General features: G+C 49.6%; 16 protein-coding genes and 1 pseudogene. 4 read left to right on the top strand and 13 right to left on the bottom strand.

The features are described from left to right. Nucleotides 1–45: 45 nt before the first annotated feature. The 4 genes and pseudogenes from EDM59_RS06480 to EDM59_RS06495 all read right to left on the bottom strand — a co-directional run bounded on the left by EDM59_RS06480 (nucleotide 46) and on the right by EDM59_RS06495 (nucleotide 8,533). Nucleotides 46–4,551: an Ig-like domain-containing protein gene (locus tag EDM59_RS06480; protein WP_122922847.1), complete on the bottom strand. Its 4,506-nt coding sequence runs from the start codon at nucleotides 4,549–4,551 to the stop codon at nucleotides 46–48. Between the two features lie 298 nt (nucleotides 4,552–4,849). Then, nucleotides 4,850–5,215, bottom strand: a pseudogene (locus EDM59_RS31735) (cytoplasmic protein); the annotation flags it as partial. Between the two features lie 520 nt (nucleotides 5,216–5,735). Further along, nucleotides 5,736–7,796, bottom strand: coding sequence for an acyltransferase family protein (locus tag EDM59_RS06490; RefSeq protein WP_122922848.1), 2,061 nt, complete (start codon nucleotides 7,794–7,796; stop codon nucleotides 5,736–5,738). A gap of 581 nt (nucleotides 7,797–8,377) precedes the next feature. Beyond that, on the bottom strand, nucleotides 8,378–8,533 hold the full coding sequence (locus tag EDM59_RS06495) for a hypothetical protein (protein WP_246010918.1): 156 nt from the start codon (nucleotides 8,531–8,533) through the stop codon (nucleotides 8,378–8,380). A gap of 234 nt (nucleotides 8,534–8,767) precedes the next feature. Here EDM59_RS06495 and EDM59_RS06500 point away from each other — a divergent pair, with 234 nt between their 5' ends. Further along, a complete protein-coding gene (locus EDM59_RS06500) occupies nucleotides 8,768–10,411 on the top strand; it encodes a multicopper oxidase family protein (protein WP_425455931.1) in 1,644 nt (547 codons plus the stop codon). Nucleotides 10,412–10,541: 130 nt separating this feature from the next. On the opposite strand, the gene EDM59_RS06505 is transcribed toward EDM59_RS06500, so the two are convergent. From EDM59_RS06505 to EDM59_RS06540, 7 genes are all read right to left on the bottom strand, one after another. Continuing rightward, nucleotides 10,542–12,497, bottom strand: coding sequence for an ATP-dependent DNA helicase (locus EDM59_RS06505; RefSeq protein WP_122922851.1), 1,956 nt, complete (start codon nucleotides 12,495–12,497; stop codon nucleotides 10,542–10,544). A 145-nt stretch (nucleotides 12,498–12,642) separates the two neighbouring features. Next, nucleotides 12,643–13,614 (bottom strand): ABC transporter ATP-binding protein, encoded by a 972-nt coding sequence (locus EDM59_RS06510; RefSeq protein WP_122922852.1) that lies wholly within the window; start codon nucleotides 13,612–13,614, stop codon nucleotides 12,643–12,645. A gap of 12 nt (nucleotides 13,615–13,626) precedes the next feature. Then, nucleotides 13,627–14,613, bottom strand: a complete 987-nt coding sequence (locus tag EDM59_RS06515; protein WP_122922853.1) for an ABC transporter ATP-binding protein — start codon at nucleotides 14,611–14,613, stop codon at nucleotides 13,627–13,629. A gap of 14 nt (nucleotides 14,614–14,627) precedes the next feature. Further along, a complete protein-coding gene (locus EDM59_RS06520) occupies nucleotides 14,628–15,533 on the bottom strand; it encodes an ABC transporter permease (RefSeq protein ID WP_174769283.1) in 906 nt (301 codons plus the stop codon). Between the two features lie 15 nt (nucleotides 15,534–15,548). Beyond that, the gene (locus EDM59_RS06525) at nucleotides 15,549–16,469 is read right to left on the bottom strand and encodes an ABC transporter permease (RefSeq protein WP_122922854.1); all 921 of its coding nucleotides are present in this window, start codon (nucleotides 16,467–16,469) and stop codon (nucleotides 15,549–15,551) included. Between the two features lie 100 nt (nucleotides 16,470–16,569). Next, nucleotides 16,570–18,186 carry an ABC transporter substrate-binding protein gene (locus tag EDM59_RS06530; RefSeq protein WP_122922855.1) on the bottom strand — a complete coding sequence of 539 codons (1,617 nt, stop codon included), beginning with the start codon at nucleotides 18,184–18,186 and terminating at the stop codon, nucleotides 16,570–16,572. Nucleotides 18,187–18,492: 306 nt separating this feature from the next. Beyond that, nucleotides 18,493–19,662, bottom strand: a complete 1,170-nt coding sequence (locus tag EDM59_RS06540) for an MFS transporter (RefSeq protein ID WP_122922857.1) — start codon at nucleotides 19,660–19,662, stop codon at nucleotides 18,493–18,495. A gap of 115 nt (nucleotides 19,663–19,777) precedes the next feature. Between EDM59_RS06540 and EDM59_RS06545 the strand changes: the two genes are divergently transcribed. Further along, entirely contained in the window at nucleotides 19,778–20,653 is an 876-nt protein-coding gene (locus EDM59_RS06545; RefSeq protein WP_122922858.1) for a LysR family transcriptional regulator, read from the top strand. A gap of 83 nt (nucleotides 20,654–20,736) precedes the next feature. After that, nucleotides 20,737–21,096: a Lin0512 family protein gene (locus tag EDM59_RS06550; protein WP_122922859.1), complete on the top strand. Its 360-nt coding sequence runs from the start codon at nucleotides 20,737–20,739 to the stop codon at nucleotides 21,094–21,096. Nucleotides 21,097–21,143: 47 nt separating this feature from the next. Here the strand turns inward: EDM59_RS06550 and EDM59_RS06555 are convergent, their stop codons facing one another. Continuing rightward, nucleotides 21,144–21,491, bottom strand: a complete 348-nt coding sequence (locus EDM59_RS06555) for an MGMT family protein (RefSeq protein WP_122922860.1) — start codon at nucleotides 21,489–21,491, stop codon at nucleotides 21,144–21,146. 71 nt (nucleotides 21,492–21,562) lie between these two features. Next, entirely contained in the window at nucleotides 21,563–23,377 is a 1,815-nt protein-coding gene (pepF, locus tag EDM59_RS06560; RefSeq protein WP_122922861.1) for an oligoendopeptidase F, read from the bottom strand. A 242-nt stretch (nucleotides 23,378–23,619) separates the two neighbouring features. Here pepF and EDM59_RS06565 point away from each other — a divergent pair, with 242 nt between their 5' ends. After that, a complete protein-coding gene (locus tag EDM59_RS06565) occupies nucleotides 23,620–24,846 on the top strand; it encodes an aminopeptidase (RefSeq protein WP_122922862.1) in 1,227 nt (408 codons plus the stop codon). Nucleotides 24,847–25,318 lie beyond the last annotated feature (472 nt).

Here is a 25,318-nt window from a genome sequence, read left to right on the forward strand (position 1 = left end):
CTGCGAGTAAACGCTTGAATCTGCGTCCTGCACACATCGCTTCGATTACCAAACCTTCAGTTGAATCGTGATGGTCTCGCCTTCATACTCCACAGCGATGGTTGTTTCACCAGACTCTAGTGCCGTGACTACACCCTCTTCTACGGACGCAATCTCTGGATCTTCCACTGTCCATTTGGCTTCACTGGTTACGATCTCTTGGTAATTATTTTCATAGATGGCATACAGAACGATCTCTCCTGTTCGATCTGCCTTTAGACGTAGGGAAGTACGTGATGCCCGTAAATCTTGTACTTTTTTCTCTTTCACAACGAGCACGCGGCTGCTCACTTTTTTGCCGCCGTATTTCGCAGTGATGACAGCCTTTCCTGTTGCCTTCGCTCTCACTTTTCCTTCTTTTGTGACTTCGATGACCGCTTCATCGCTGGAGGACCAGGTTGCTTTTCGCGTGACTTCTTCCGTTTTCTCGTCTGTAAAGTTCGCCGTCAGCGAGAGCTGCTTCTCCTGCTCTTTCTCTAGCACCAAATCCTTGAGGGAAGTCGACAAAGAACGAATCGTTGATTTGGTCACGGTCACCGGAATCTCAAGCTCCTCACCCATGTAGCGAATGGTAATGAGGTCTTCTCCCGCTTTCTTGCCCGCCGTCATACGACCTTGCTTGACGGTTACCAGCCCGTTCGCAGTGTCGTATACAACCTGTTTGTCACTGGTGATGAGTTTGCGCTTTTTGCCTTCCACCTTATAAAGCCTAAAATACGTGCTACCTCCGGGCTTTAACCAGTAGGATGGTTCACTTGCTTCCAGCTGGAAGGTCGCTATTTCCTTAACGGTTACTTCCACTGAGTCCGTTTTGTTCCCGTCAACCGTTCTCACTGTGATTGTCGCTGTCCCTGGAGCTGCAGCCGTGACCTTGCCTTCGCCATCTACCTGGACGATTTCCGAGTCGCTGCTTTCCCATTTGACTCGTTTGTCGGTAGCGTTCCCCGGCTTTACGATCGCATGAAGGGTTTCTGTCTCCCCCACCCGCAGCGTCAGTTCTTCCTCGTCAAGCTCGACTCCGGTAACCGGATTGGTTGCTGGCGGAGTTGGCGGATTCGGTACATGTGGTACATAGAGCTCAATGGAATCATCCAGATCCGTAGTATGGCCTGCCTCATCGCGAAGCTGAATCAGAACTTTTTTCGTGCCATTGCCATTCGTCAATGTCCACGGCACTGTTCCCTTCACTTTTTCCCAGCTGCTCCATTTGCCATTTTCATTGGAGACGCGCATCCCCACATCACTCACATTGTCGGATGCGGTGACTTGCAGTTTCACGCTGGTGGAGTAGGTCAAGCGATCATTTTGGTTAATGACAAACGATCCCGTTGGCGGGGTTTTATCCACGGTAAAGATTACCCTGGTTTCATTCCCGGAGGCATCCTGAGCGACCAGCTCATGCTTGCCCTCGCTTGTTACCGCTTCGCCGCTTGAAAATGGAGACCCATTTAACGTCGCAGTTCCTTCATTGTAGGTAATGGTAACGTCATCTTTGTAAACGCCTTTGTCCTCGACTCCGGTGACAACAGGAGCCTCACCATCCAGCTCGATGGTATCGGAAACGGTAGTGATATTTCCTGCCTTGTCTGTCATTTGCATATCTACGGTCTTATGCCCATCACCGGCCTCCAGCTGCCATGCTTTGGATGCAGATACCGCTTCCCATGCACTCCAGTCGTTATCCCCATTTGCGAATCGGACCTGTACGTCGCTCGTGCTATCGCTCGCTGTTACCGTAAGTACAACATCGCGCGACTTGGTATGGGGATCGCCGTTGTTGATCGAAAGCGATCCACTCGGTGCCACTACATCCAGTTCAATCGTGTCACTTAGCTTTGTGATATTCCCTGCCTTGTCCCGCAGCTTCACATAGACCGTTTTGGAGCCGTTCATCGTGCCATCAGCCAGCTTCCACGCTTTTGATTCTGCAAATGGCTCCCATGTCCCCGTATTGTCATCCGTGTTGGAAACTGCCATTTCGATGTCGTCTGCATCTGGTGAGGCGAAGAGTAGGGTGACATCCTCAGATTTTGTAAATTCTGCACCACGATTGATGCTGAAGCTTCCAGTAGGTGGCGTTTTGTCCAGCGTAAACTGAATCGTCGTGCGATTTTGCGCGGTATCGGTAACGACCAGTTCGTACCTTCCTTCTCCACTGACGAGAGAGCCGCTTGTAAACGGATCGCCATTCAATGTTGCAGTTCCCTCGTTAAAGACAATGGTTACATCGTTTTGATAGACACCATCCTGACTGACTCCTGTCACGACCGGTCCGTTGGCATCCAAAGTGATTTGCTTCTGAAGGGCGATTTGGTTCCCCGCTAGATCTCTCAGTTCCAGATAGACCGTTTTTGTACCATCCGCACCATCCAGCTTCCACGGAACGTCACCCCTTGCCGGTGCCGCGTACCATTGGCTCCACGTCAGATTGTCATTGGACAAGCGCATTTCTACCGCGTGTGCATCAGCCGATTCCACACTCAGAGTAACGTCACTCGCGTTGGTAAACGTATTTCCTTGATTAATCTCGAAGCTCCCAATTGGATTCGTCATATCGAGTATAATCTCATCAAAAAAGCTGGCGGTATTCCCAGCCTTGTCCTTTACTTCCATGGAAACCGTCTTGACCCCGTCCCCTGTTGGCAAAGACCACGCTTTTGTAGCAGTTACTGCTTCCCACGAAGTCCAATTGGCAGGATCGCTGGTATCAGGGGAAAAGCGCATTTGCAGTTCATCACTGGTATCGGTGACGGAAATTTGCAAGGTGGCTGCCATTGCATTCGTAAAATTGGCGTCACCATTGATCTTGAGACTTCCTGACGGCGCTGTCTTATCCAGAGTAAAGCCAATCGTAGTCGTATTCCCAACGCCATCTGTTACGCGCAAAGTGTACGTACCCTCCGCACTCACCTTCGTGCCGTTGACAAAAACAGCACCATTTAATGTCGCTGTACCCTCATTAAAGACCGGAATGACGTCCACAGCGTAGATACCATTATGCGTAATCCCGGACACAACAGGTGGTGTCTTATCCAAAACGATTGTATCTGAGGTGGAAAAAACATTCCCTGCACCATCACGGAACTTCGCGTAGACGGTTTTCTCTCCGTCTCCACCTGTCAAGTTCCATTCCAGCTTGTTGTTGGTGGGAAGAGGTATCCAACTGCCTGTAAAGCCGTTGTCATTTGACAGCATCACTTCTACCGGTCCGTTTGCATCACTTCCCTGAACCGTAAGTTCTACCCGTTCAGTGGAAGTCGCTAAAATCCCGTTATTGATCTCGATCATCCCCGTTGGAGGGGTCGTATCCAGCACAATACGATCCTGCGCTTTTAGGACAGTCCCCGTTCCGTCGCGCAGCTCCATGAACACCGTTTTGGTCCCTTCACCTGCTGAGAGGCTCCAGGTAACGGGCGACTCAAACGGTTTCCATACGCTCCATTGGCTGTCTTCCACGTTTGATAAACGGTACTGAGGCTCGGCGGCGTCAGGATCATCATGCGTCATGACAAGTGTTACATCTGCTGAATTTGTTACACCTGCACCACCGTTGATGATAACGGATGCTGTCGTTGGCGGTTCATCTACATCGGTCACCTGAATGGTCAATACCTTGGCAGCAGCATTTCCAGCCGAGTCTGTTGCCGTTATGGGTACGAGGTAGGTCGCCCCTGCTTCATAGTCAAACGACTGAGTCGCTTTCAGCTGGTTACCTTCAATCGTAAAAGGCACCGAAGGGTTTTGGATGCGGAAGGTAAAGGTATCTCCCGGATCAGGGTCTATTGCCGATAGTGTACCAACTACCGCTCCTATGGCATTGTTTTCTGGCAGTGAGCCTGGTGTTACTAGGATATCGGTTGGCGGCGTATTCGAGACATAAGTAATTACCAGCCGAGATGCGTAGCTGGCATTTCTTTTGTCGTAGAAAACGATTTGCGGCTGATAGAAAAGGGGAACAGGTGGAGCGGTTTGTCGCCCTCTTAAAACAAATGTCGCCTTTTTGTCTGAGATATTGCTTTTGACAAAGCTGGTCACATCAAAGGATTTCCAACCAGTAAAGGTACTGGGAAGCATCTCATTCGAAATGATTCTTTCATGATAGCTAGGTAGAATTTGGTACGCGTCATCCTCCCAGTTATCATCAAACGATCCCCATAGATCAATAAAGGGCACATCTCCGCCAGTTGTTTCTACCTTGTACACATAAATTTGCAAGGTAGCTGACTCGATCTTTTTATCCGTTTTTACGCCGTTTAGGTCAAAACGAAGGGCAGCATTCTCCGGTCCATAATCTCCCCCTTGATCTCGCGCATACCCGACCATCAACGTGTTTGGCTCACCATCGTAGTACAAGCCATCCGGATAAGCACCGTAATTATCCGCAAACTTATCTGCTTCCACCTGTATCACATCGGGTAAATCCGCCGCTTTCCCTTTTTCTTGAATGAACACATGCTGAAGGATCGAGAAAAGCAGAAAAAACACCAGAAGTCGTGCTATCATTCTTTTCATTATTTAGGGTTTACCTCCTTTCTTTGTATTGGAACGCTTCTCCCTGGCAAGTCGCTCCTCTAGCAACGAACAGGCGGAAGCAAAACTATGGTAGCAGCAATCTTTGGTAAAAAATACTAACTAAAGTTGACTATGCGTAACTTTCTTTCATTTCTAGTGCCAATCAATCTTGTTGTGCATTCTCAGGTAAAAAAGAGAGCTCCCCCCACGAACATGAAAAAAGCAGCCGGCTGCCTATCACCGACTGCTTTCTTTTTTGGGTAGGATTTGCAGCAATGGATTTTCGCGGGCTTTGCCCTCAAACAAGATATTCTGCCATAATCTGCTCGATATCGAAGGGCGTTACCCCTTCCTCTGGAGAAAAAATAGCATCCGCTTGATCTCGGGTTTCTACCGACTCCCCTCTTGCTTCCGCATGGAGAGAGAACAAATCGTACAGGTCAGGCTTTCGCCAGGCCGTCATGGCTTTCCCCATCAGTACCATACCTTTTTGGTTGCCTTCGACATGATTGTAGTGGTGTGGATTTCTCGTCAATGCTAAATCTGTCCAGATGACCTCGCGTTTCACCAGGTCCATGATGACAGGAATCGCAATCTGCGTATCAGCCGTGACGTCCATCTTGTTCGCAACCGTGGCGGGCTCAAATATCTCGCCAGAAAGAGGATACATAGGCTGGTACTGCACATGTGCGCCGAGCAGCGACCGAATATCCGCGTCCAGCTGACGATAAAACGCTGCAAACTGGTCCTTGGATAAGGTGCGTAAAGCATGCATCAATCGATAGGAGAACGTGTATCCAAGAGACTCCACATTTTTCATAGCGGTAGCCAAATATACCTTTGGGAGTCGATCGGCTCTTTTCCCTTGGCTGACAATCCGTTTATTTGCTCTTCTTAAAAAAATCGTATTGATCATCATAAAAGTGTCCAGGAAAGCTCGATCCCTACTGTCATTAGGAGTCAAGTTGAAGGAAGGAATCGAATAGCCTGAAAGCTGGGAGTTCAAAGCCATTGACCTTGAACGCTTGATGCATTCATCATCACATACTGCCCCGGCTGCGAACATGGCGAAAATATTACGACTTGGAAAAATAGTCCGAATAAAAATGGGGCAAAAGCGGTCTTTTCCACAAGAAAAAAGGACAGCAACAGTGTGCTGTCCTTGCCTTGCCGTTATCCTGTTTTCAACCCTTCTTCTCGGTAGCTACTTTCTGAATGGCTTTCGCCAAGAACTCGGCATAAAACTTCGCACCCTCTGGTCTGAGGTGGACGCCGTCATCATAGAAAAAGGTTTCCTTGCCTGTACTCGCCGTGTACCAGTCGAGCAAAACGGTATGCGGGTAGGTCGCAGCCACTTGCGCAAGTGTTGTATTGACGACACTTTCCCAAGGCTTCGGAACTCTCGTATTCACCAGAATGATGTGATCAACTCCATCAAGTGAATCCAGAAGCTTGATTAGCTGCTTCTCGCTGAAGGACCCATTCGTCCCCAGTTCGATGACAACCGTGTTGCCAAGCAGCCCTTTTGCTTTGAGGTTCGCCAGCACAGCAGGAGCTTGTGACATTTGTCTTCCGATTTTGCCGTCGATGACAATGCCTGGCAGCAGCTTTTCCAGAAAAGGTTCGATATCCAGCATAACGGAGTCGCCCAACGCCGTGACTCCTTTTCCAGATCCCATCGGCTTTTGCTCTTGCTTTTCATTCGAGTCGGCTGTTTTCTGGTCTTGCTCTTCTGTCACAGTCTGATCTGTCTGGACTTCCTGTTTTTCAGTCTTCTCATCAGCGACAGCTACATCCTTTTTCGGTGCCGAATCTTTTGCTGGCGTCGATTTCCCGTCAGCCTTTGTTTGCGCGGATGATTCCTTTTTACCGCCCTTTTCCTCCGCCTTTGGAGAGGCGCCTTGCTTATTCCCAACAGTACCGTTCGGATGGACTGGACCTACCTGCTTGGGCAGTTCAACCGTGTAAACGACATTTGGTTTAGGGGCTTCCACTTTTTTGCTAGGGATAGGGGTTTGACTAGCCGTCGCATCAGAGGTCAGCGATGCAACGCCGAAGTATGTCGCACACAAAACCACCGCGCATGCATAGGCAATGATCCTCTTATAGCTTCTTTTCTGCCCTTCACGACGCTGTGCCATTTGCGACCAGATTCTTCCCAGTGCTCCATGGCGAATCGGTTCCTCGATGTATTTCCATGATAGAGCTGCCAGGACTATGCAAGCGAGCACTTGAAGAATGGCGCGAGGGATGGCGTATGCATCTGTATGCTCCGGACCGGGATTGGTCAGCACAATGACCGGGTAATGCCACAGATAGATCCCATACGACCGAACGCCAAGCCATTTCAAAGGCTTGCAGCCCATCCATTTGGCGAGTGTACTCGCGGGGTGAGCCAATGCAGCGACGACGAAAGCACTTACGACAGAGAGAAGGACAAGACCTCCGCGATACAGGAACTCATCATATTGATTCGTTTTCCAGATCGCCAACAGCATAATGACAAGGCCAGCACCACCAGCCAGGTCAATGGATAAGCGCGCACGGCGGGAAATGGAAGCGGATAGCTTGCGACTCGGCCACACCATCGCGAGTGCCGCACCGATCAGCAAAGCGAACACACGTGTGTCCGTACCGTAATAGACGCGGCTTGGATCGAGTCCAGGTTCGTACATCCACGCCATCGCTGCTGCTGAGATAGCGGCAGCCAAAAGTGTAATCACGACGAGCGGACCACGTCGCTTCATATAACGAAGCCCGAGGGCGAGTAATAGCGGCCAGAACAAGTAAAACTGTTCTTCGACTGCCAACGACCATAAATGACCGAATGGCGATGGAGGGCCAAACTTTTCGAAATAGGAAACATCCTGAAAAATGAGCCACCAGTTACTGACGTACAGCACGGCTGCTGGGACGTCGCCTTTCATACTGGAAAGATGGTCTGGCTTGAACCAATTTACCCAAGCTACAACCACAACCAGCAACAGCAAAAGAGCGGGTAACAGCCTGCGGGCACGACGTAACCAAAAATCTTTCATATCGAGACGTTGATTCCGGCTCCACTGGGCAATGAGCAGATCCGTTATGAGATAACCAGAGAGGACAAAGAAGATTCCGACACCCAGCAATCCTCCAGGTGCCCAGTTGTAATTGATGTGGTACAAAATAACAGCAAGCACTGCCAAGGCTCTCAGCCCGTCGATTCCAGCCATGTATCGGCTGGTGCCTTTCCATGGCTCAGGCATGTTGACGGCCTCCCCTGCGTGCGTGGTTCCATTCTTGATGAGACTTTTCCGTACTCGATATGCAGCTCATCTGCATTCTCCCCTTTTTGTTTCCATTCTGTTCATTGACTTAAGTTGACCGGGGTCAGCCATTCCACATCGGGAAATGCGTGCTGTATGAATGCAAAGCCCTCCTAAATAAAAAACGGGGGCTGGTATCCTTTTTCATGGTTCCAATCATATTTGCCCGTATTCAGGATGTGTGTAGCGACTCGCTTTGGGGGGTGATGTCCTCTTTTCGTTTATTGATGTATCATTCATCGCCTCTTTCCCGTACCCATTTACAGGAAATTACCTTTCGTTTGCGAGTATGGGTTCATATGTACGCTTCAAGCAGAGGTAACCTCGAGTAAGTCGATTATAAGACGATCCGCAGGTAAAACGCGTTACAAAATGTTTACGAAGTTCGGGAGGAAACTTTCCCGGAATTCATCGACAAAAAGAAAGAGAAGCTGTTGGCGTCAATATCTGCCAACAGCTTCCTTATGTAAGCGTTGCTCCGTACCGGAAATGATCTGACAATCTATGATCATTTTCCAACATTAAATGTGATGTGTAAACAAATAATTCAAGAAAAGTCCTCCACTAATGACCGCAATCGCCATGAAAATAATGCCACTGCGAATCCGTTGCGAAAGGAGACGCATGAACCCCAGACAAAAGAACACACCGGTCACCAGAAAATATGCGATTCCCACCCAAAATAAACTCCACGGCAAGCTCGCCAAATCTACATTACCCAACGACTACACCTACCCTACTCTCATCTGCTTTCCATTTTTTCACCATTGATACTCCATTATAGCAGGTCTTTCGTCCAACTTCTGATCCCTGCCACATTCGTAACAGAAGTTTCATACATCGATGTCTTCATGGTTTCTCCATATTGTTTTGCTACCTTCACGTTATACAACTGCAAAGGAGGCATTCACTTGTTTACATGGTATGCAGGGAAAAAGTGGCGCTATCTGTCTGTCCTACTGGCTGGGGGATTAACCCTGTCCGCTTGCTCCAATACTAGCACCTCGATGAACCATGAAGGTCATGAAATGCAGACGAAGAACTCGGGTGTGACTACTTCCAGCGCATTTGAAGTACTGACTGGAAACACCTTTACCTTAACAGCCAAAGAAAGCATGCTCCATCTGGACGACCAGACCATGAAGAACGTCTATACGTATAACGGAACCGTACCTGGACCTCAATTGCGCGTCAAGCAAGGGGAGAAAGTAAAAATCGTACTGAAAAATGAACTCCCTGAGCCGGTCACCATTCATTGGCATGGTTTGCCGGTTCCCAACAACATGGATGGCATTCCGGGGGTCACCCAAAACGCCGTAAAACCGAATGAGAGCTTCACCTACGAATTCACTGCAGGCGTGGCAGGCACATACTGGTATCACTCGCATCAGAGAAGCTCCGTGCAGGTGGATAAAGGGCTTTATGGTTCTCTCGTCGTCGAGCCTGCTGCTCCTACGGCAGATCCTGCCGATCAGGATGTCACTCTTGTCCTGGATGAATGGATGCAGGACGACAGTATGGCCGAAATGCATGGCGGTGGCAATAGCGTAGGAGGAGATCATGGGACTATGGATCACGGATCTATGAACCATGGCTCCATGAGCAGCAGCCCAAATCCTGCTATCAACCAAAGCCAGCATGCTGCTAATGGTCACGAAGATATGGCCGGTATGAGTGACGCAGAAATGATGCCGCTGATGTATACGATTTTTTCCGTCAATGGAAAAACCGGTCCGGCAATCCCTCCGATTCACGTGCAGGAAGGAGAAAAGATACGGCTTCGCCTCGTCAATGCCGGGTATCTTTCGCATAAGCTGAACCTGCAAGGGCATGAATACAGGATCGTCTCAACCGATGGCCAGCCTATTCACAACCCGCCCCTCATTAACGGGCAGCTGCTGAACATCGCTCCCGGAGAGCGCTACGACATCGAGTTCGTGGCAAATAAGCCCGGAAGCTGGCTGCTAGAAGAGAAAAGCCCTTATCCTGGGGCAAAATCACTGACCGTGCCCATCCTCTACAAAGGTTATGAGAAGGAGAAAGCGAAGCCGGATACGACCCAAATGCCGATCGTTGACATTACCAAATATGGAGAGGCAGCCAAAAGCAGATTCAGCTTGGATCAGCCTTACGATATTACGTATCAAATGGATCTGAACACGCAGACGATGGATGGGCAGATGGCATTTACCATCAACGGGAAGACATTTCCGGATGTTCCGCCTTTGAATGTGAAAAAAGGAGATCTCGTCAAGGTCACCATGGTCAATCGTTCCCAAGAAGACATCCACCCGATGCATCTGCACGGTCATTTTTTCCAGGTGCTCAGCAAAAACGGCCAGCCGGTCTCGGGCTCGCCGCTCATCAAGGACACGCTGAACATTCTACCGGGAGAAGCCTTCGTCGTTGCCTTTGTCGCTGATAATCCGGGTGACTGGATGTTCCACTGCCACGATCTCGGACACGCCGCACAAGGAATGGTTTCCGAAGTCAAATACGCGAGCTACCAAGCTGATTTTGTGCCAGATCCCAGCGTCGGAAATATGCCGGAGTAACTTCCCATACGCGTTCGGAAACTTGGCTCCTCCAAGCCCTCGCTAAAAATCGAATACATTCTTTCTGTACAAGAAAAAAGAAAAGAGCAGGAACACAACCGTTCCTGCTCTTCTTTGCATGCTGTCCAAACTACAAGACTGTTTTCCATTCCACACCGGCCGGGAAGACATCCTTTACGTGCTGTCTCAGCTTGTCGTTTGTAGAAAGCTCCGTACTTAAGATGGACACGATACCGCTATCCTCTCTCGTCCGAATCAGCCTGCCAATCCCTTGGCGAAGCCGCAGTAGCATATAGGGCAAATCGACTTCCTCGTAAGATGCAGCCGCACTTTTTCTTTTCGCAGCGTAGACGGGATCGTTTGGAGGAAACGGCAGAGACCAGATCACAACATTGGACAGGGAAGATCCCGGGACATCAAGCCCCTCCCACAGTGATACGGCACAGAGGCTGCTCTGCTCGTCCTCCTGAAAACTGGAGATGAGGTGAGTGATTTCCTGATCTCCCTCATAATAAATGCGCATGTCCGCGCATTCGGGCACACTCGCTATGGCTTGCTTGAACTGCCGCATTTCCTCCATGGAGTTGAACAACAGCAAGGCGCGTCCCTCTGTACGCTTCAAAAGCGCAGTCGCTGCCTTCATTTTTTCCTGGAAAACGGCTTCTTCAGACAAATGCGGAACGAAAGCCTCCATCTGCTCCGGATAATCGTACGGAGACGGCACGGAGAACGATAAGTAATGACTGATTCCCAAATTGTCCGCTACAAACTGAAACGAGCCATCGACAGAGAGCGTCGCTGAGGAAAAGATGATCGGCATCGCTTCAGCAAAGACGCGCTCTTTCAAGACCTCCTGTACCATTTTCGGCATGACGACGAGTGTCGAGCCAGTCCCCGTCCCCTCCTGCGTCATCCACGAGATGACTTGGTCAGGCTGTCGGAACAAGCGCAAAGCGAGCTGCATCATCTCCAAATGCTCTTCCACGATACGCAGCTGGAATTCATCCAGCGTATATAGCCCGCTCTCCAGGGCAAGCTCTTCTTCGATCCAGCCGATCTGCTCGGTAAAGCGGTTGATGGCTTGCAAAAGAGCGGCATCAAAATGAATCTCTTTCCGATTGGAGCCGATGACCGCTTGGCTATGCTTGTCCAACTGGAAGAACATTTCTTCGCCCTGCGTAATAGCGTCTTCCACAGCAACTGCAAGAGATTCACGGATTTCGCCTTTGAGCAGGCGAGTAATGATTTCTTCAAATACAGCGTGGTTCAGCTTGTACGTCAGTGCCTTTTGTGCGGCAGGCTCCAGCAGGTGACCTTCATCAAAGATTACCGAGCTGTGGCTTGGCAAAAGAGGCAGCTGACCTCCCCTTTTTCTGGCCTCGTACGTCCAAACATGCTCCATATAGAAATCATGGGAACAGATGATTAAATCGGCTGATTTTCGGTAATGGTTTCTCGAAAGTGTTTGCCCACAGCGATGCTGTTTTTCACAAGCAAAGCAATCCTGGAACGAATCCCAGTTGACCATTTCCCATTTTTCATCGTTCCATTCAGGATAATCAGCGCGGTCTCCGTACGGGTAAAACGACTGCAAAGCTTCGTAGGCATGTACAAAAGGAGGCAGCTCTTGATAAATCAGCTGGAAGTCTTCGCCAAGCTCAGGCTGATGTCTTACTTCGTCGAGCTTCCGCAGACAGAGATACTGATCCGGAGATTTCCCCATTCTCGCATCGATGGTCAAATCGAGATGTTTCGCTAGCTTGGCGATATCTCCCTGTGGCTTGACCAATTGTTCAATCAGCGATTCATTGGCACAGGCGATGATTGCCGGTTTTCTCGTGTACCGTGCGTAGCAAATGGCATACAGCAAATAAGCCAGCGTCTTCCCTGTCCCGACACCCGCTTCTGCAAAAATCGTTTGCTTTTCAGCAAAAGCGCGTTCCAGCTGAAAAGCCATGTAAATTTGTTCATCTCGTACTTCGAAGCCTGCATCTGGCAAGATGTCATAAAAAACGTCCGCCACCCAATCGCTCACTTGCGAGATAAACGACTGGGTAGGGTCGTATTGAAAAGGATACCGTTCCACTTCTGTCCTGCCTCCATTAATGAAAAGTCCATCGATCTATTTGATGCCAAGATGTAATCATGACACGTCTTGACCATAAACACAATAAGAATGGCTCAAAAAGATCAAAGTGGAAGCAAGGATGAAACGCCTAACTCTTCTTCTGTTATACCAACGGGAAATGACAAGCGACTGACCGACCATCAAATTGCTGAATTTCCGGCTCCTTACTTTTGCAAATGTCCTGTACATACGGACATCTCGTATGGAATCGACAGCCGGATGGCGGACGAAGCGGGCTGGGAATATCCCCTTCCAAAATCAACTTCTCCTGATTGCGCGAACGCGGGTCGGGGACCGGCGCCGCTGCGATCAAAAACTTGGTGTACGGGTGAAGTGGCTGTCGATACACTTCTTCCGTCGGCCCAAGCTCCATCATTTTTCCCAGAAACATGACTCCGATCCGATCCGAGAAATAACGAACGACACTCAAATCGTGGGAGATAAACAGGTACGTCAGATTGTTTTGTTCCTGCAGCTTTTGCAGCAGGTTAATAATCTGCGACTGGATCGATACATCCAGAGCGGACACGGGCTCATCACAGACGATGAACTTCGGATGCAGAGCCAGAGCACGAGCAATCCCGATACGCTGTCTCTGTCCGCCGCTGAACATATGGGGATAGCGGGAGCCGTATGCTTTACGCAGACCGACCAGCTCCATCAGCTCTGCTACACGGTCTTCCCTCTCTTTTTTCCCGAGCGACTCATGTGTGATTAACGGCTCCGCGATGATATCCGATACTTTCATTCGAGGATTTAACGAGGCAAAGGGATCCTGGAAAATGATCTGCATCTGTTTCCTCAGCTGTCGCAGTTCGTTTTGCGGCAGTGAAAAAATGTCACGACCTTCGAAGTGTGCAGTTCCTTCCGTCGCATCTAGGAGCCGTATCAAGGTCCTCCCCAGCGTGCTTTTCCCACAGCCCGATTCTCCCACGATGGCCAGTGTTTCTTTCTCGTACACATCAAAGCTGATATCGTCCACAGCATGGACCGTACCTGTTTTTTTCCCAAACAGTCCCTTATCTACGGGGAAGTATTTTTTTACATTTCTCACTTGCATGAGTGCCTTGTCCATCTCTTCCCCTCCTTACTGATTGTATTTGATACATCTGACCAGATGATCGTTGCCCATATCGACCAGCTGTGGCTCTACTTCACGGCAAGCGTCTACCGCATAATCGCATCGCGGATGGAAACGACAGCCGCGTGGGAGCTGCAGCATATTGGGAACCATCCCCTCGATACTGTACAGACCTTTTGATTTGTTCTGGTGCACATCTCTTCTCGGAATGGACTTTAACAATCCTTCTGTATAGGGATGCTTCGGATTATCAAACAGGTCAAAAACATCGGCTTGCTCCATGATTTTCCCTGCATACATGACGTAGACATAATCGCACATCTCGGCGACGATCCCCAGGTTGTGCGTAATCATAATGATGGATGTGTCGATCTCTGCCTGCAAATTTTTCATCAGCTTCAGGATCTGGGCCTCAATGGTCACATCGAGAGCAGTTGTGGGCTCATCGGCGATCAACAGCTTGGAGCGGCAGATCAAAGCCATCGCGATCATCACCCTTTGCCGCAGCCCGCCCGAGAGCTGATGCGGATAGACGCTATAGCGCTTTTCCGGTTCCGGAATCCCGACCATCGCAAACATCTCGATAACTTTTCGCTTCGCTTCCGCTTTGGTCATATTTTCATTGTGCAGCAGCAGCGTTTCAGCAACTTGCTTTCCCACCGGATAAACGGGGTTGAGCGAGGTCATCGGCTCCTGAAAGATCATCGAGATCTCATTTCCACGGATCGATCTCATTTCTTGCTTGGAGATCCCTACCAGATTTTTTTGATCAAAACGGATCTCTCCCCCCGCGATCTTCCCAGGTGGCGCTATCAGCTGCATAATCGACAGGGACGTCATGCTCTTTCCACAGCCGGATTCGCCGACAATCCCGACAATCTGGCCTTTTTTCACCTTGATGCTGACATCATCTACTGCAGGGACAACACCTTTATCCGTATAAAAATACGTTTTGAGGTTGTTTATTTCCAAGATGGTATTGTCTTCTCTCATCCGTAAGCTCCCCCTTATTGCTTCAAGTATGGATCCAGTGCATCGCGCAGGCCGTCTCCCAGGAAATTGAACGCCAAGACGATCACTAAAATGGCGATCCCCGGTGCAATCGCTACCCAAGGGGCATTGAATAGAAACTCTTTTCCGTTGGAGACCATGAGTCCCCAGCTGGATGCAGGCGGCTGAGCCCCTACGCCCAGAAAGCTAAGACTCGCTTCGGAAAGGATAGAGCCTGGGATTTCCAGCGTAAACAGAACGAGCAACTGCGGAATGCAGTTGGGGAGAATGTGCCGCAGCATGATGATGTAGGGTTTGACCCCTACCGCTCTGGCCGCTTCCACGAATTCTTTATTTTTCAGGGACAAGGTCTGAGCACGTACCACCCTCGCCGTTCCTGCCCAGCCCACGATACTAAGCGCGATAAAGATGTTTAAGAGGCTGGCCCCCAGCGTGTACATGACCACCATCGCCAAGAGCAAGGATGGAAACGATAGCACCATGTCCGAGATCGTCATGATGACAAAATCGGTTCTCCGCCCGAAATAACCAGCGACGATTCCGAGGACAATCCCGATCGACATCGTAATCATGCTAGGAACAAGACCGATCAAAAGAGAGATTTGAGAGCCATAGATGATACGGGACAAAACATCCCTGCCAAACATATCCGTTCCAAGCCAATGCTCCAGGCCAGGCTTTTGAAATTGGTTGTCGAGATTGACTTCATACGGATCATGGGGAGCGATCCACGGGGCAAAGATCGCCATTAAAACAAACAGCAAGATAACAATACCGCCGGTGATCGCCATCCGATCTTTTTTCAGCGATCGGAACACGTCCTGCCAAAAGGTCTCTTTGACCAGCTCGTCACTGGCTTCTATTACTTCTTTTTTGAGCATGAGATTTCTCGCTAGATTCATGCGTCATGTCCTCCTTTAGTCATATTTGATCCGTGGATCGATCAGGGAATAGAGTATGTCTGCAACCAAATTCCCCAAGATGACCAGAACAGTCGTGAACATGACAGCTCCCTGCAAAAGCGGCATATCTCTGCTCTGAATGGCGTTTACCGCGATCCTGCCGATTCCCGGAATACCGAATACACTTTCTGTAATGACCGCGCCAGACAGTAGACCCGCCACTTGCAGAGCCATGACGGTAACAACGGGAAGCATCGAGTTTTTCAAAGCATGGTTGAGAATGACTTTGATCTCGAGATTCCCTTTTGCTCTTGCCGTACGGATATAGTCGTTTCGCATGACCTCCAGCAAGCTCGATCTCGTTAGCCGTGCGATTGTACCCGCCGAGCTCCAGCCGAGAACGATCGCGGGCATGATCAAATACTCGGGTCCGCTAAATCCGGAAACAGGCAAGATCCCCAAAACCATGGAAAAGATGTACTGGAACAGCAGTCCTGCCCAGAAAACGGGAATAGACACACCCAATAGGGAGAATCCCATGATGCTGTTATCCAGAAAGGAACGCTTTTTCACGGCTGAAAGGACACCAGCCGGAATCCCGATGATCCATGACACCAGCGCTCCTGACATAGCCAGAGCCAGTGTGTTTGGAAACGCATCAAGCAGCAGCGTCGTCACCGAACGATTTAATTTGTACGAAGTCCCAAAATCACCGTGCAAGGCATCCCAGACAAAACGGAAAAATCGAACGTAAGCAGGATCGTCGAGATGCATTTGGGCACGGACTCGCTCTACCACATCCGTACTGATATGCTCCTTCATCATGAGAGCAATAGGGTCACCGGGAATGACATTGAGCATGATAAACGTAATGAGTGAGATTCCGAATATGACAGGAATGGAAATGAGTAGTCTTTTTGCAATGTACGCCCCCATCAGGCCCCTCCTTTTCACAACAGCCCCCTATGTAAAAATAACTACCAGGCAGCAGTAGTTATTTTTACGGGAGACTGTTCATTTCTTCTTGCCTAACCGCTTATTTTTCTTCCACGATATCAATGTCATAGAAGCTCATAGCCGACCAGCCGTTCCAAGACACCTGGAAGTTTTTCACCCGAGGTTGAACGACAAACAGGTGATTGAGTGCAAAGAGCGGGATCCATGCTGCATCGTCCTGAACAATTTTCTTTTCCAGCTCTTGATACAGTTTGATCCGTTCATTTTGATCAACCATTGTCCGTGCTTTTTCTAGATCATCCTGAACGGCTTTGTTTGTGTAGTTGAAAGAACGAGCCTTTGCATTTTTCGCAGAGAAGAACGTATAGAAGAAATTGTCGGGATCGTTGTAGTCGGCTGACCAGTTATTATGAGCAGACGGCAGTTTCCCTTCTTTACGCGTCGCAAAATAGGTAGATTCGTCCATTTGCGTGATTTTGACCTTAATTCCTACTTTAGAAAGCATGGCTTGAACGGCCTCGTTCATTTTCAGCGTATTCGGGCTATCCGTTACCTGGGCAATTTCCATGTCAAAGCCATTCGGGTATCCGGCTTCTGCCAGAAGCGCTTTCGCTTTTTCTGGACTATATTCAATTTTTGGCAAGTCAGGGTTATAACCCAAAAGCCCAGGCGGGGAAATGCCGTCTACGAGCTTGCCTTCTCCGTTGTACAGTTTGTCCAAAAGCGTTTGACGGTCAATGGCCATCTGGATGGCTTTGCGCACGCGCACATCGCCCAAGGCTTCCATGTCTTCGTTAAACGCATAATAATACACACCTACGATTGGCCCGCTCACGACTTGGTTCTTCCACTTGTCGTTGCCTTTAAACTGCGGGATTTGCGACGCGGAGTCTTCCAAATCCAAGATGTCCAGCTTGCCAGTCTCAAACATCATCCGGTTTGTCTCTGCATCCGGTACGATTTTCATAACCAGTCCATCAAATTTCGGTGCGCCACGCCAGTAGTCCGCAAAGGCTGTCATTTCCACACTGTCATTCAACGACCATTTGGAGAGCTTGAATGGTCCCGTGCCAATCGTTTTATCCGGTTCAAGTCCGAACTGATCGCCTGCTTCTGTCACGGCTTTTCGGTTGTAAATAGAGCCTGGAGGAGTTGCGAGGTTCGCTACAAAAGGAGCAAAGGCCTCTGACAGCGTAATTTCAATCGTATTGTCGTCGATCACTTTCAAACCGCTGACGCTATCTGCTTTTCCATCCATGCGCTCCTGTGCGCCTGCAATCATGTCCAAGAAGTCTGTGTTCAACGCTTTTGTCTTTGGATCCAGCATGCGATCGAACGTAAACAGCACGTCATCCGCTTTGAAAATCTCGCCATTGTGGAACTTTACATTTTTTCTCAGGTGGAAGGTGTACTTCAATCCATCCGGAGAGACATCCCAGCTCTCCGCCAGCCCTGGAACCAGCTCGGATTTACCAGGTGCCACGGTTTTGGCTTCAACCAGTCGATCGTAGATGTTTAGAGGAATCGTATAATCATCGGTCGTTAACTGAACGTCTGCCGTACCAGGGTCTTTTTGCTGAGAGATCGTAAGCACTCGCCCGGAACTAGCACTCTTTCCACAGCCGCTCAAAACAGCGGATGACAGAATAATCAGAATTAAAATAAATAAAAATAGCACACGCGAAGGTTTTTTCATAGAATTGCTCCTCTCGATCTGAAAGATGTGTCATCGGGCGTCATTCCTGTACACAGGTCATCGTAGGTAGGTACACCTCCCCCAAACACGTATATTTATAATGAATGTTACCCTTCTTTACGTTAACGCGTCATTTCACAAACTGTACAAACATTCTGGTAATTTTGATTATTCTTTTATTCATCTTGTCTAATTTTCTCATGCTTTCATTTCCTTTTTTGTATAAAAATACTCCTTCATGCTGAAAAAAGGAAGATGCTGGCGCTATCGCTTTGCATATTCCTTCATCCTCCATGCATGAATCGATCAATTGGAAGTCGCGATTTTCCTTTTTTCAAGCCATACCGGCGATACCAGAATTCCCAGACCGATTACCGTCACCAGCATACCGAAGCCAATCAGTGCTGGCATCAATCCGTACATGGTAGAAAGCATTCCAACCCCAATCGTGGGAAATGCCATCCCCAGATACGCCGCCACATAAAAAGTCGAGATAGCTCGCGCATGGGAAGTGGTCTCGCCCATTTTCCCTACAAGTTGCAAGCATGCTTGAAAAACCCAGCCGTTCCCGATCGCCATAAGGGCCATTCCCAGCCATAGCAGCCCCATGGACTCGTGCGATCCGGCCATAATCATCATCCACGTCCCCGCGATCAGGCAAGCAATCCCGGTCTGTATCCGCTGCAAGCGCCCCTCCGGCTTGGGATAACACTGCGCCACTGCCGCTCCACCAAAAAATACAAACAACAACAGGCCAGGTACTGCCAGATTCGTTGAATGTAGAAGTGCTCGAACATATGCCGGAATCAGGGAAATGACTACCCCGTTGAGTGCAAGCATGGTAAACGCAGCAGGTGCAACGAACGACCAGAACAGCCTGCGGGATTCAGCTGGTATGCCCAACCGGATTCGGAAGGCTTGATGCCGATCTGTGTGCGGTTCCTGATCCCGAAGAGAAAGGATAGGACCTGCTGCACTCCCCATGCCAAGCAGCAATAGCAAGTAAGGCAGCTTTTCAGGCATCCACGGACTGTATTGAATGATTGCGCCGCAAATCAAGGGACCGAGCCCGAAGCCAACCATCGTCAAAATGCCCGATAGCGTCATGGAAACGGAAGTACGATAAGGACTATGTCTGAGCAGCAGTGCGTTACCCGTCCCCATAAATGCTCCTACCGCTATGCCTTCTGCAGCCCTCGCCACATAGAGCATCCATGGACGGTTGGCCACGAGAAATATGCCCGCTGAGATCACCGTCATGACCAGCGCCGCAAACGCTACCCGTTTCATTCCGATCCTCTCTCCCACTGGTCCGGCGAGAAGCAGAAGCGGCAGCAGGCAAGCAGCGTAGGTAGCGAATAAAGCCGTAACCTCAAAATTCGTCAGGCCGTAATGGGCAGCGTAAATCGGGAAAAAGGGGGAAGGAAAATTCGTGCTGACAGCAACCAGTAAAATAGCCCAAAGAACTCGTATCATGATGGTTCTCTCCTCTCTCTTGTGACTTTATTTTCGAGGAGATGATCCATTCTAACAAATACAAAAATCATTATGGTACGATAGCTTTAAATCTATCATAAGGAAGCGAAGTCCTGTGGAGCTCTTGCAATTGATGTACTTTCAGGTCGTGGCACGCACGGAGCACATGACGCGAGCGGCTGAGGAGCTGCATATCGCCCAGCCATCTTTGAGCAAAACCATCGCACGACTGGAAGAAACGTTAGGCGTTCCTCTCTTTGACCGGCAAAAAAGAGGGATTAAGCTAAACCAGTTTGGGAAAGCGTTTTTGGAACGGGTCGATCGTGCATTTGAAGAGCTGGAGGAAGGAAAGCGGGTCGTGGCAGATATGGCCGGTCTTGAACGCGGGAGCATTACGCTTGGTGCTACCACGACACGTTTGCTTCCCAAGCTGTTCAGTGAATTTCTCACCAGCCACCCGCATGTCAGCTTTAAACTATTGAATCTATCCTCCATGGAGGTCTTAGCAAAACTGGAGAGCGGAGAGATCGATCTGTGCATCTCTACCCCACCAATCCGCAAGCCAGGAATAACCTGTGAACCCATCATGAGAGAGGAAATTTTGCTCGCAGTCTCCCCTTCTCACCCGTTGGCTAAGCGGCAAAGCATCCATTTACGTGAAGTGGCGAACGAGCCAATGATCAGCTTGACGACCGATTACAGCTTGCGGGAGATCACTGATGATTTTTGCAGACAGGCTGGATTCACTCCCAATATCGCATTTGAAAGTACAGACCCAGAAGTCATTTACGGCCTGGTGAAAGCGGGCTTGGGCCATGCCCTGATTCCTTCCTACTGGCAAGCTGAAAATCGGATGGAGTCGCTCGTTTACTTGCCGATTGACCAGCCGAGCTGCCATCGAACGATTGGGCTATCCTGGGTGGAAAGCCGCTATATGCCTATTGCCACTCGCCACTTTCGAGATTTTGTGATCCACTACTTCTCGTCGTGAGCATTTGTTTTGTCACAATCTCGTCCCCAACAACGTGATAAAATAACAGGGACAAAGAAGGCTTACATAGGAGTGAGACGAATATGGAAAAAGTCATGTTTATTGAAATCGGGATGGGCATTGACCTGCATGGACAAAACGTCACCAAGGCAGCTGTACGTGCCGTTCAAAATGCCATTCATCACAACTCGATGCCGGGTCTGCGCATGGTTCTCCCGGAGAACAATATTCACAACATGAAAGTCAATGTTCGCTTGGCTGTCCCTGCGGACCAAGACAAATTGGATTTGGACACCGTCCGTGCAGAATTGCCTTATGGGGAAGTCACGTTTGATGTAGTAGAAGGTGGAATGCTGACCAGCAGCGGTGTGGTCATCGCTGAAAAAGAAGACAAAAACGACCTGGCCTACGTCGTCATTGCTTCCGTAGAAGTGGGATATTAAGGTTAAACGGCAAAAAACAGGCTTGCCTAGGCGCAGGCCTGTTTGCTTTACCCTCTTTCTTCTTCGCGTAGAAACGGATCCAGCTCTTCGGCGGGAACGTATTGAAAGGTATTCAAGTCAATCGCCCCATCCTCGGACACTCGCACTCCTTCTGCTTCCAATCGCATTTTTTGCTCGTGAAATGAACTTTCATCTGCCAGTGCAATCATGCCTTTCGCGTTAATCACGCGATGCCAGGGCAGTTTATGCTTTTTGCTCATGGAGTGAAGGATTCGCACCACCTGTCTCGCCCCTCTCGGACTGCCTGCCAAGCCGGCAATTTGGCCATAGGTCATGACAGTCCCTGCCGGTATTTGCGAAATGATTTCCACTGCACGCTGGGTAAATGGTCTCATTCTATGCTCCTCTCCAAAAAGAAAGAGCTTGCGCGGCTTTCACCTGCACAAGCTCAGCCATTCCTGCTTCCTTACTGCTCCTGCGCGGCAAAAAGCTCTTCCAGCTGGGTTATCAGGCTGCCCACGTAGGCAACGGCATCGCGGATCGGTTGTGGATCAGACATGTCGATCCCGGCCATCTTCATCAGCTCCAGCGGCCGCTTCGTTCCTCCCGCTTTTAGAACCTCCAGCCAACGATCCACTGCTGGCTGTCCTTCTTCCCGAATTTTCGCTGCTACTGCTGTGGAAGCCGTCAAGCCTGCTGCATACGTGTATGGATATAGCCCCATGTAGTAGTGCGGTTGACGCATCCAAGTCAGGCTGGACGCTGCATCGAGCTCGACAGCATCTCCCCAGAAATTCGCAAGGACCTCGCCTTTCCACTCGGACATTTTCTTCGCGGTAATCGGAACATCGACTTGTGCGGCTTCGTACACTTTTCGTTGCAGCTGCGCTTCCAGCATGTGTGTCACGAAGTTGTGATAGTACGTATTCAGCAGCTGGATGATCACCCAGCGCTTCAGGCGAGGGTCGTCGGATTGCTCCATAATATGCTGTGCCAAAAGAAGCTCGTTTAACGTCGACGGTGCCTCAATAAAATACATCGTCGGACGGAAGTTGATATAAGCCTGATTTTGGCCGCAAAGGATCCCATGGCCAGCATGACCGAGCTCATGAGCCAACGTAAACGCACTGCGCATATTGCCCGACCAGGTAATCAGAATGTACGAATGGTTTCCGTACGGAGTCGAGCAGAAGGCGCCTGTCGATTTGCCTACGTTGTCTACGTAGTCGATCCAACGGTTGTCCAGCGCTGTTTCCATGATCTGCGCGTATTCGGGCCCCATCACTTGCAAAGCGGCTTTGATCAACTTGCCCGCTTCTTCTATCGTTACAGGCGGACTAAATTCCGGGTCGAGGGGCGCCTTCAGATCGCAGAACTGCAATTTCTCCAAACCCAGCTCTTTCGCTTTTAGCTTGGCATAGCGCCGCATGTGGGGAGCGAGCTGTGTCCCGATGATGTCGAGAATATTATGATACATATCTAAAGTGACTTGCTGGGGCTGAAGCAGCATTTGCGTGACTGATTCATACCCACGCAAGCGAGACATCACGGTTTGCCGCTTGACCTCCGATGCATACACGGCTGCAAAAGAGTTTTGGTAGTTGGCAAGTGTCTGCGAAAACGATTCGTAAGCAGCGCGACGCAGTGCCGTATCTGACGACATTTCATAATCTGTTTCAAACAGGGCGAACGATACCGGATGCTCTGCCCCTTGGGAGTCCTGTACAGCTGCAAACGTCATATCAGACAGCTTTCCTCGATTGTAAATCGTGTACGGAGCAGAAAAGACCTCCCCTAACGCTGCGAGAGCGGATTCGGTATCTGCACTCAAACGGTAGAGCTTTGTTTCCAACAGCTCATGCAGGCTCTTGCGATATGTCTCAAGCCCCGGCTCCTCCTGCAGATACGTTTCGATCGTACCGTCGGGCAAGTCGAGGATCTCGGAGGAAATAAACGAGAGTGCTGCATTCAAGGCAGAAATCGCATCTCCCACCCGCGCAGAAATTGCCTGATTTTGCGGATTGGTCCCATCCTCCGAAGTACGCAATCTGGCATAGGTCGCCACGAGCTGCGCCCTTACGACAAGCTCATCTCTCGCTTCCAGGCAAGCCAGCAGATTTTCTGCCCCAGTATGTAATGTCCCTTTAAATGCAGTGAGCAATGGAAGATGGTCAAGTATTTCCTGCAGCTCGGCATCCCACGCTTCTTGGGTAGAAAATAAGTCGTCCAGATTCCAGGTTTGCTCAACTGCCACATGCTCACGCGTCGGTCTTGATTTCAATGCTCACGCCTCCCTCGATTTCGGTAAAATGTTTTCTATTTATTAAAATTGGATTCTTACTGGAATATTCCTCTATTTCCAAAAAAGAAAGCGATCGCCAAAGGTCGGCTCGAAAGCAGCGGGATTCTGTCTCTTTCTGCGCTTTCCTAGGAAATGCGCAATAAAAATTAATAGAAGAAAAAACCAGCTGGACAGCTATAATAAGGAGGAAGGATAGGTATTGTACATAGGAGGTTTTCTCGATGAATGATGAATCGTTAATCGATCGCTATGCCGAGCTAGCTGTTAAAGTCGGTGTCAACGTCCAGCCCATGCAGACTCTCGTCATCACAGCTCCCATCTCCGCAGCTGCATTCGTGCGCAACGTAGCGAGAAAAGCGTACGAAGCCGGCGCCAAAAATGTACAAATCGACTGGACTGACGATGAACTCACCAGAATGAAGTACGATCTCGCTCCTGATGAGGCCTTTCGCGAGTACCCGATGTGGCGGGCAAAAGGACTGGAAGAGCTCGCGGAAAACGGAGCGGCTTTTCTTTATATCAATGCATCCAATCCCGATCTCCTGAAAGGGGTCGACCCGGAGCGAATCTCTACCGCCAATCGTACGGCTGGTCAGGCTCTCCATACGTTCCGCAGCTATTCCATGGCTGACAAAGTGAGCTGGAGTGTCATTGCCGTGCCGTCGCCTGCCTGGGCATCTGTCGTGTTTCCAGACCTGCCAAAAGAAGAGCAGGAGCGCGCACTTTGGGAAGCCATTTTCCGCGCTACACGCGTCAATACGGAGGATCCTGTGAAAGCCTGGCACGACCATCATGCAAAGCTCAATGAAAAAGTCGACGAGCTCAACGCGAAGCAGTACCGCTTCTTGCATTACACAGCACCAGGGACGGACCTGACCATTGAGCTTCCCCCTCGCCACATCTGGATCGGCGGAGGCAGCGTCAATAAAGATGGCACCTCCTTCATGGCCAACATGCCAACCGAGGAAGTCTTTACAGCCCCTCTCAAACAAGGCGTAAACGGAACGGTCACCAGCACCAAGCCATTGAGCTATCAAGGCAACCTGATCGAGAACTTCACGCTTACCTTTGAAAACGGACGGATCGTCTCCGCAAAGGCTGAAAAAGGAGAGGCTGCGCTCACGAAGCTGATTGAAACGGACGAGGGCTCCCATTACCTGGGTGAAGTGGCTCTGGTTCCGCATTTCTCCCCCATTTCGGAGTCGAACATCATTTTTTATAACACGCTTTTCGATGAAAATGCTTCGAACCATTTGGCCATCGGGAATCCTTACCCCGTCAACATCGAAAACGGAGCCAATATGAGCAACGAAGAGCTGGAGGAATACGGTTTGAATAGCAGTATTACTCATGTCGACTTCATGATCGGTTCGGCCGAAATGAATATCGACGGGGAAACGGCGGATGGCAGCCGGGAACCGATTTTCCGAAACGGCAACTGGGCGTAATAAATAGGGCAGGCGGAACGAGATCGATGTTCTGCACTGCCTCTTTTCGTTTTGGGCACTCTCAGGCAGCTAGTCCAATTCTCCCTGGCTTCCTCCGTTTTTCTATACCATCAGATCTACCTGCGAATAGTTCTTCCTAATCATTTATCAATCACAGGCCCAATTTACGAAAATTCCTCTTGCTCCGCTGTAAAAATTTTCATCTCCCATACCGATAAACCAATTAACCATACCTGAAATGAGTGGTTGATTTGGCCTATATCCTAGCTACTTCCCTATGGATTCTCTCCTTGGTATCCCTGGAATTTCTTTCCTACTTCCATCAAAGCGACCTTCTTGGAATCGGTCCCCGCTTTGCCAATATGGCGTTGGCTGCTGTTTTTACCAGCGTGTATCTTTTTTTCATGTTTCTCGTTTGGCTGTTCCAAAGAAGGCTGAACTCCGCGGGATCCTGAATACGAAAAAGGCGTCG

It is taken from the genome of Brevibacillus nitrificans (assembly GCF_003710965.1).
Classification (GTDB): Bacteria; Bacillota; Bacilli; order Brevibacillales; family Brevibacillaceae; genus Brevibacillus; species Brevibacillus centrosporus.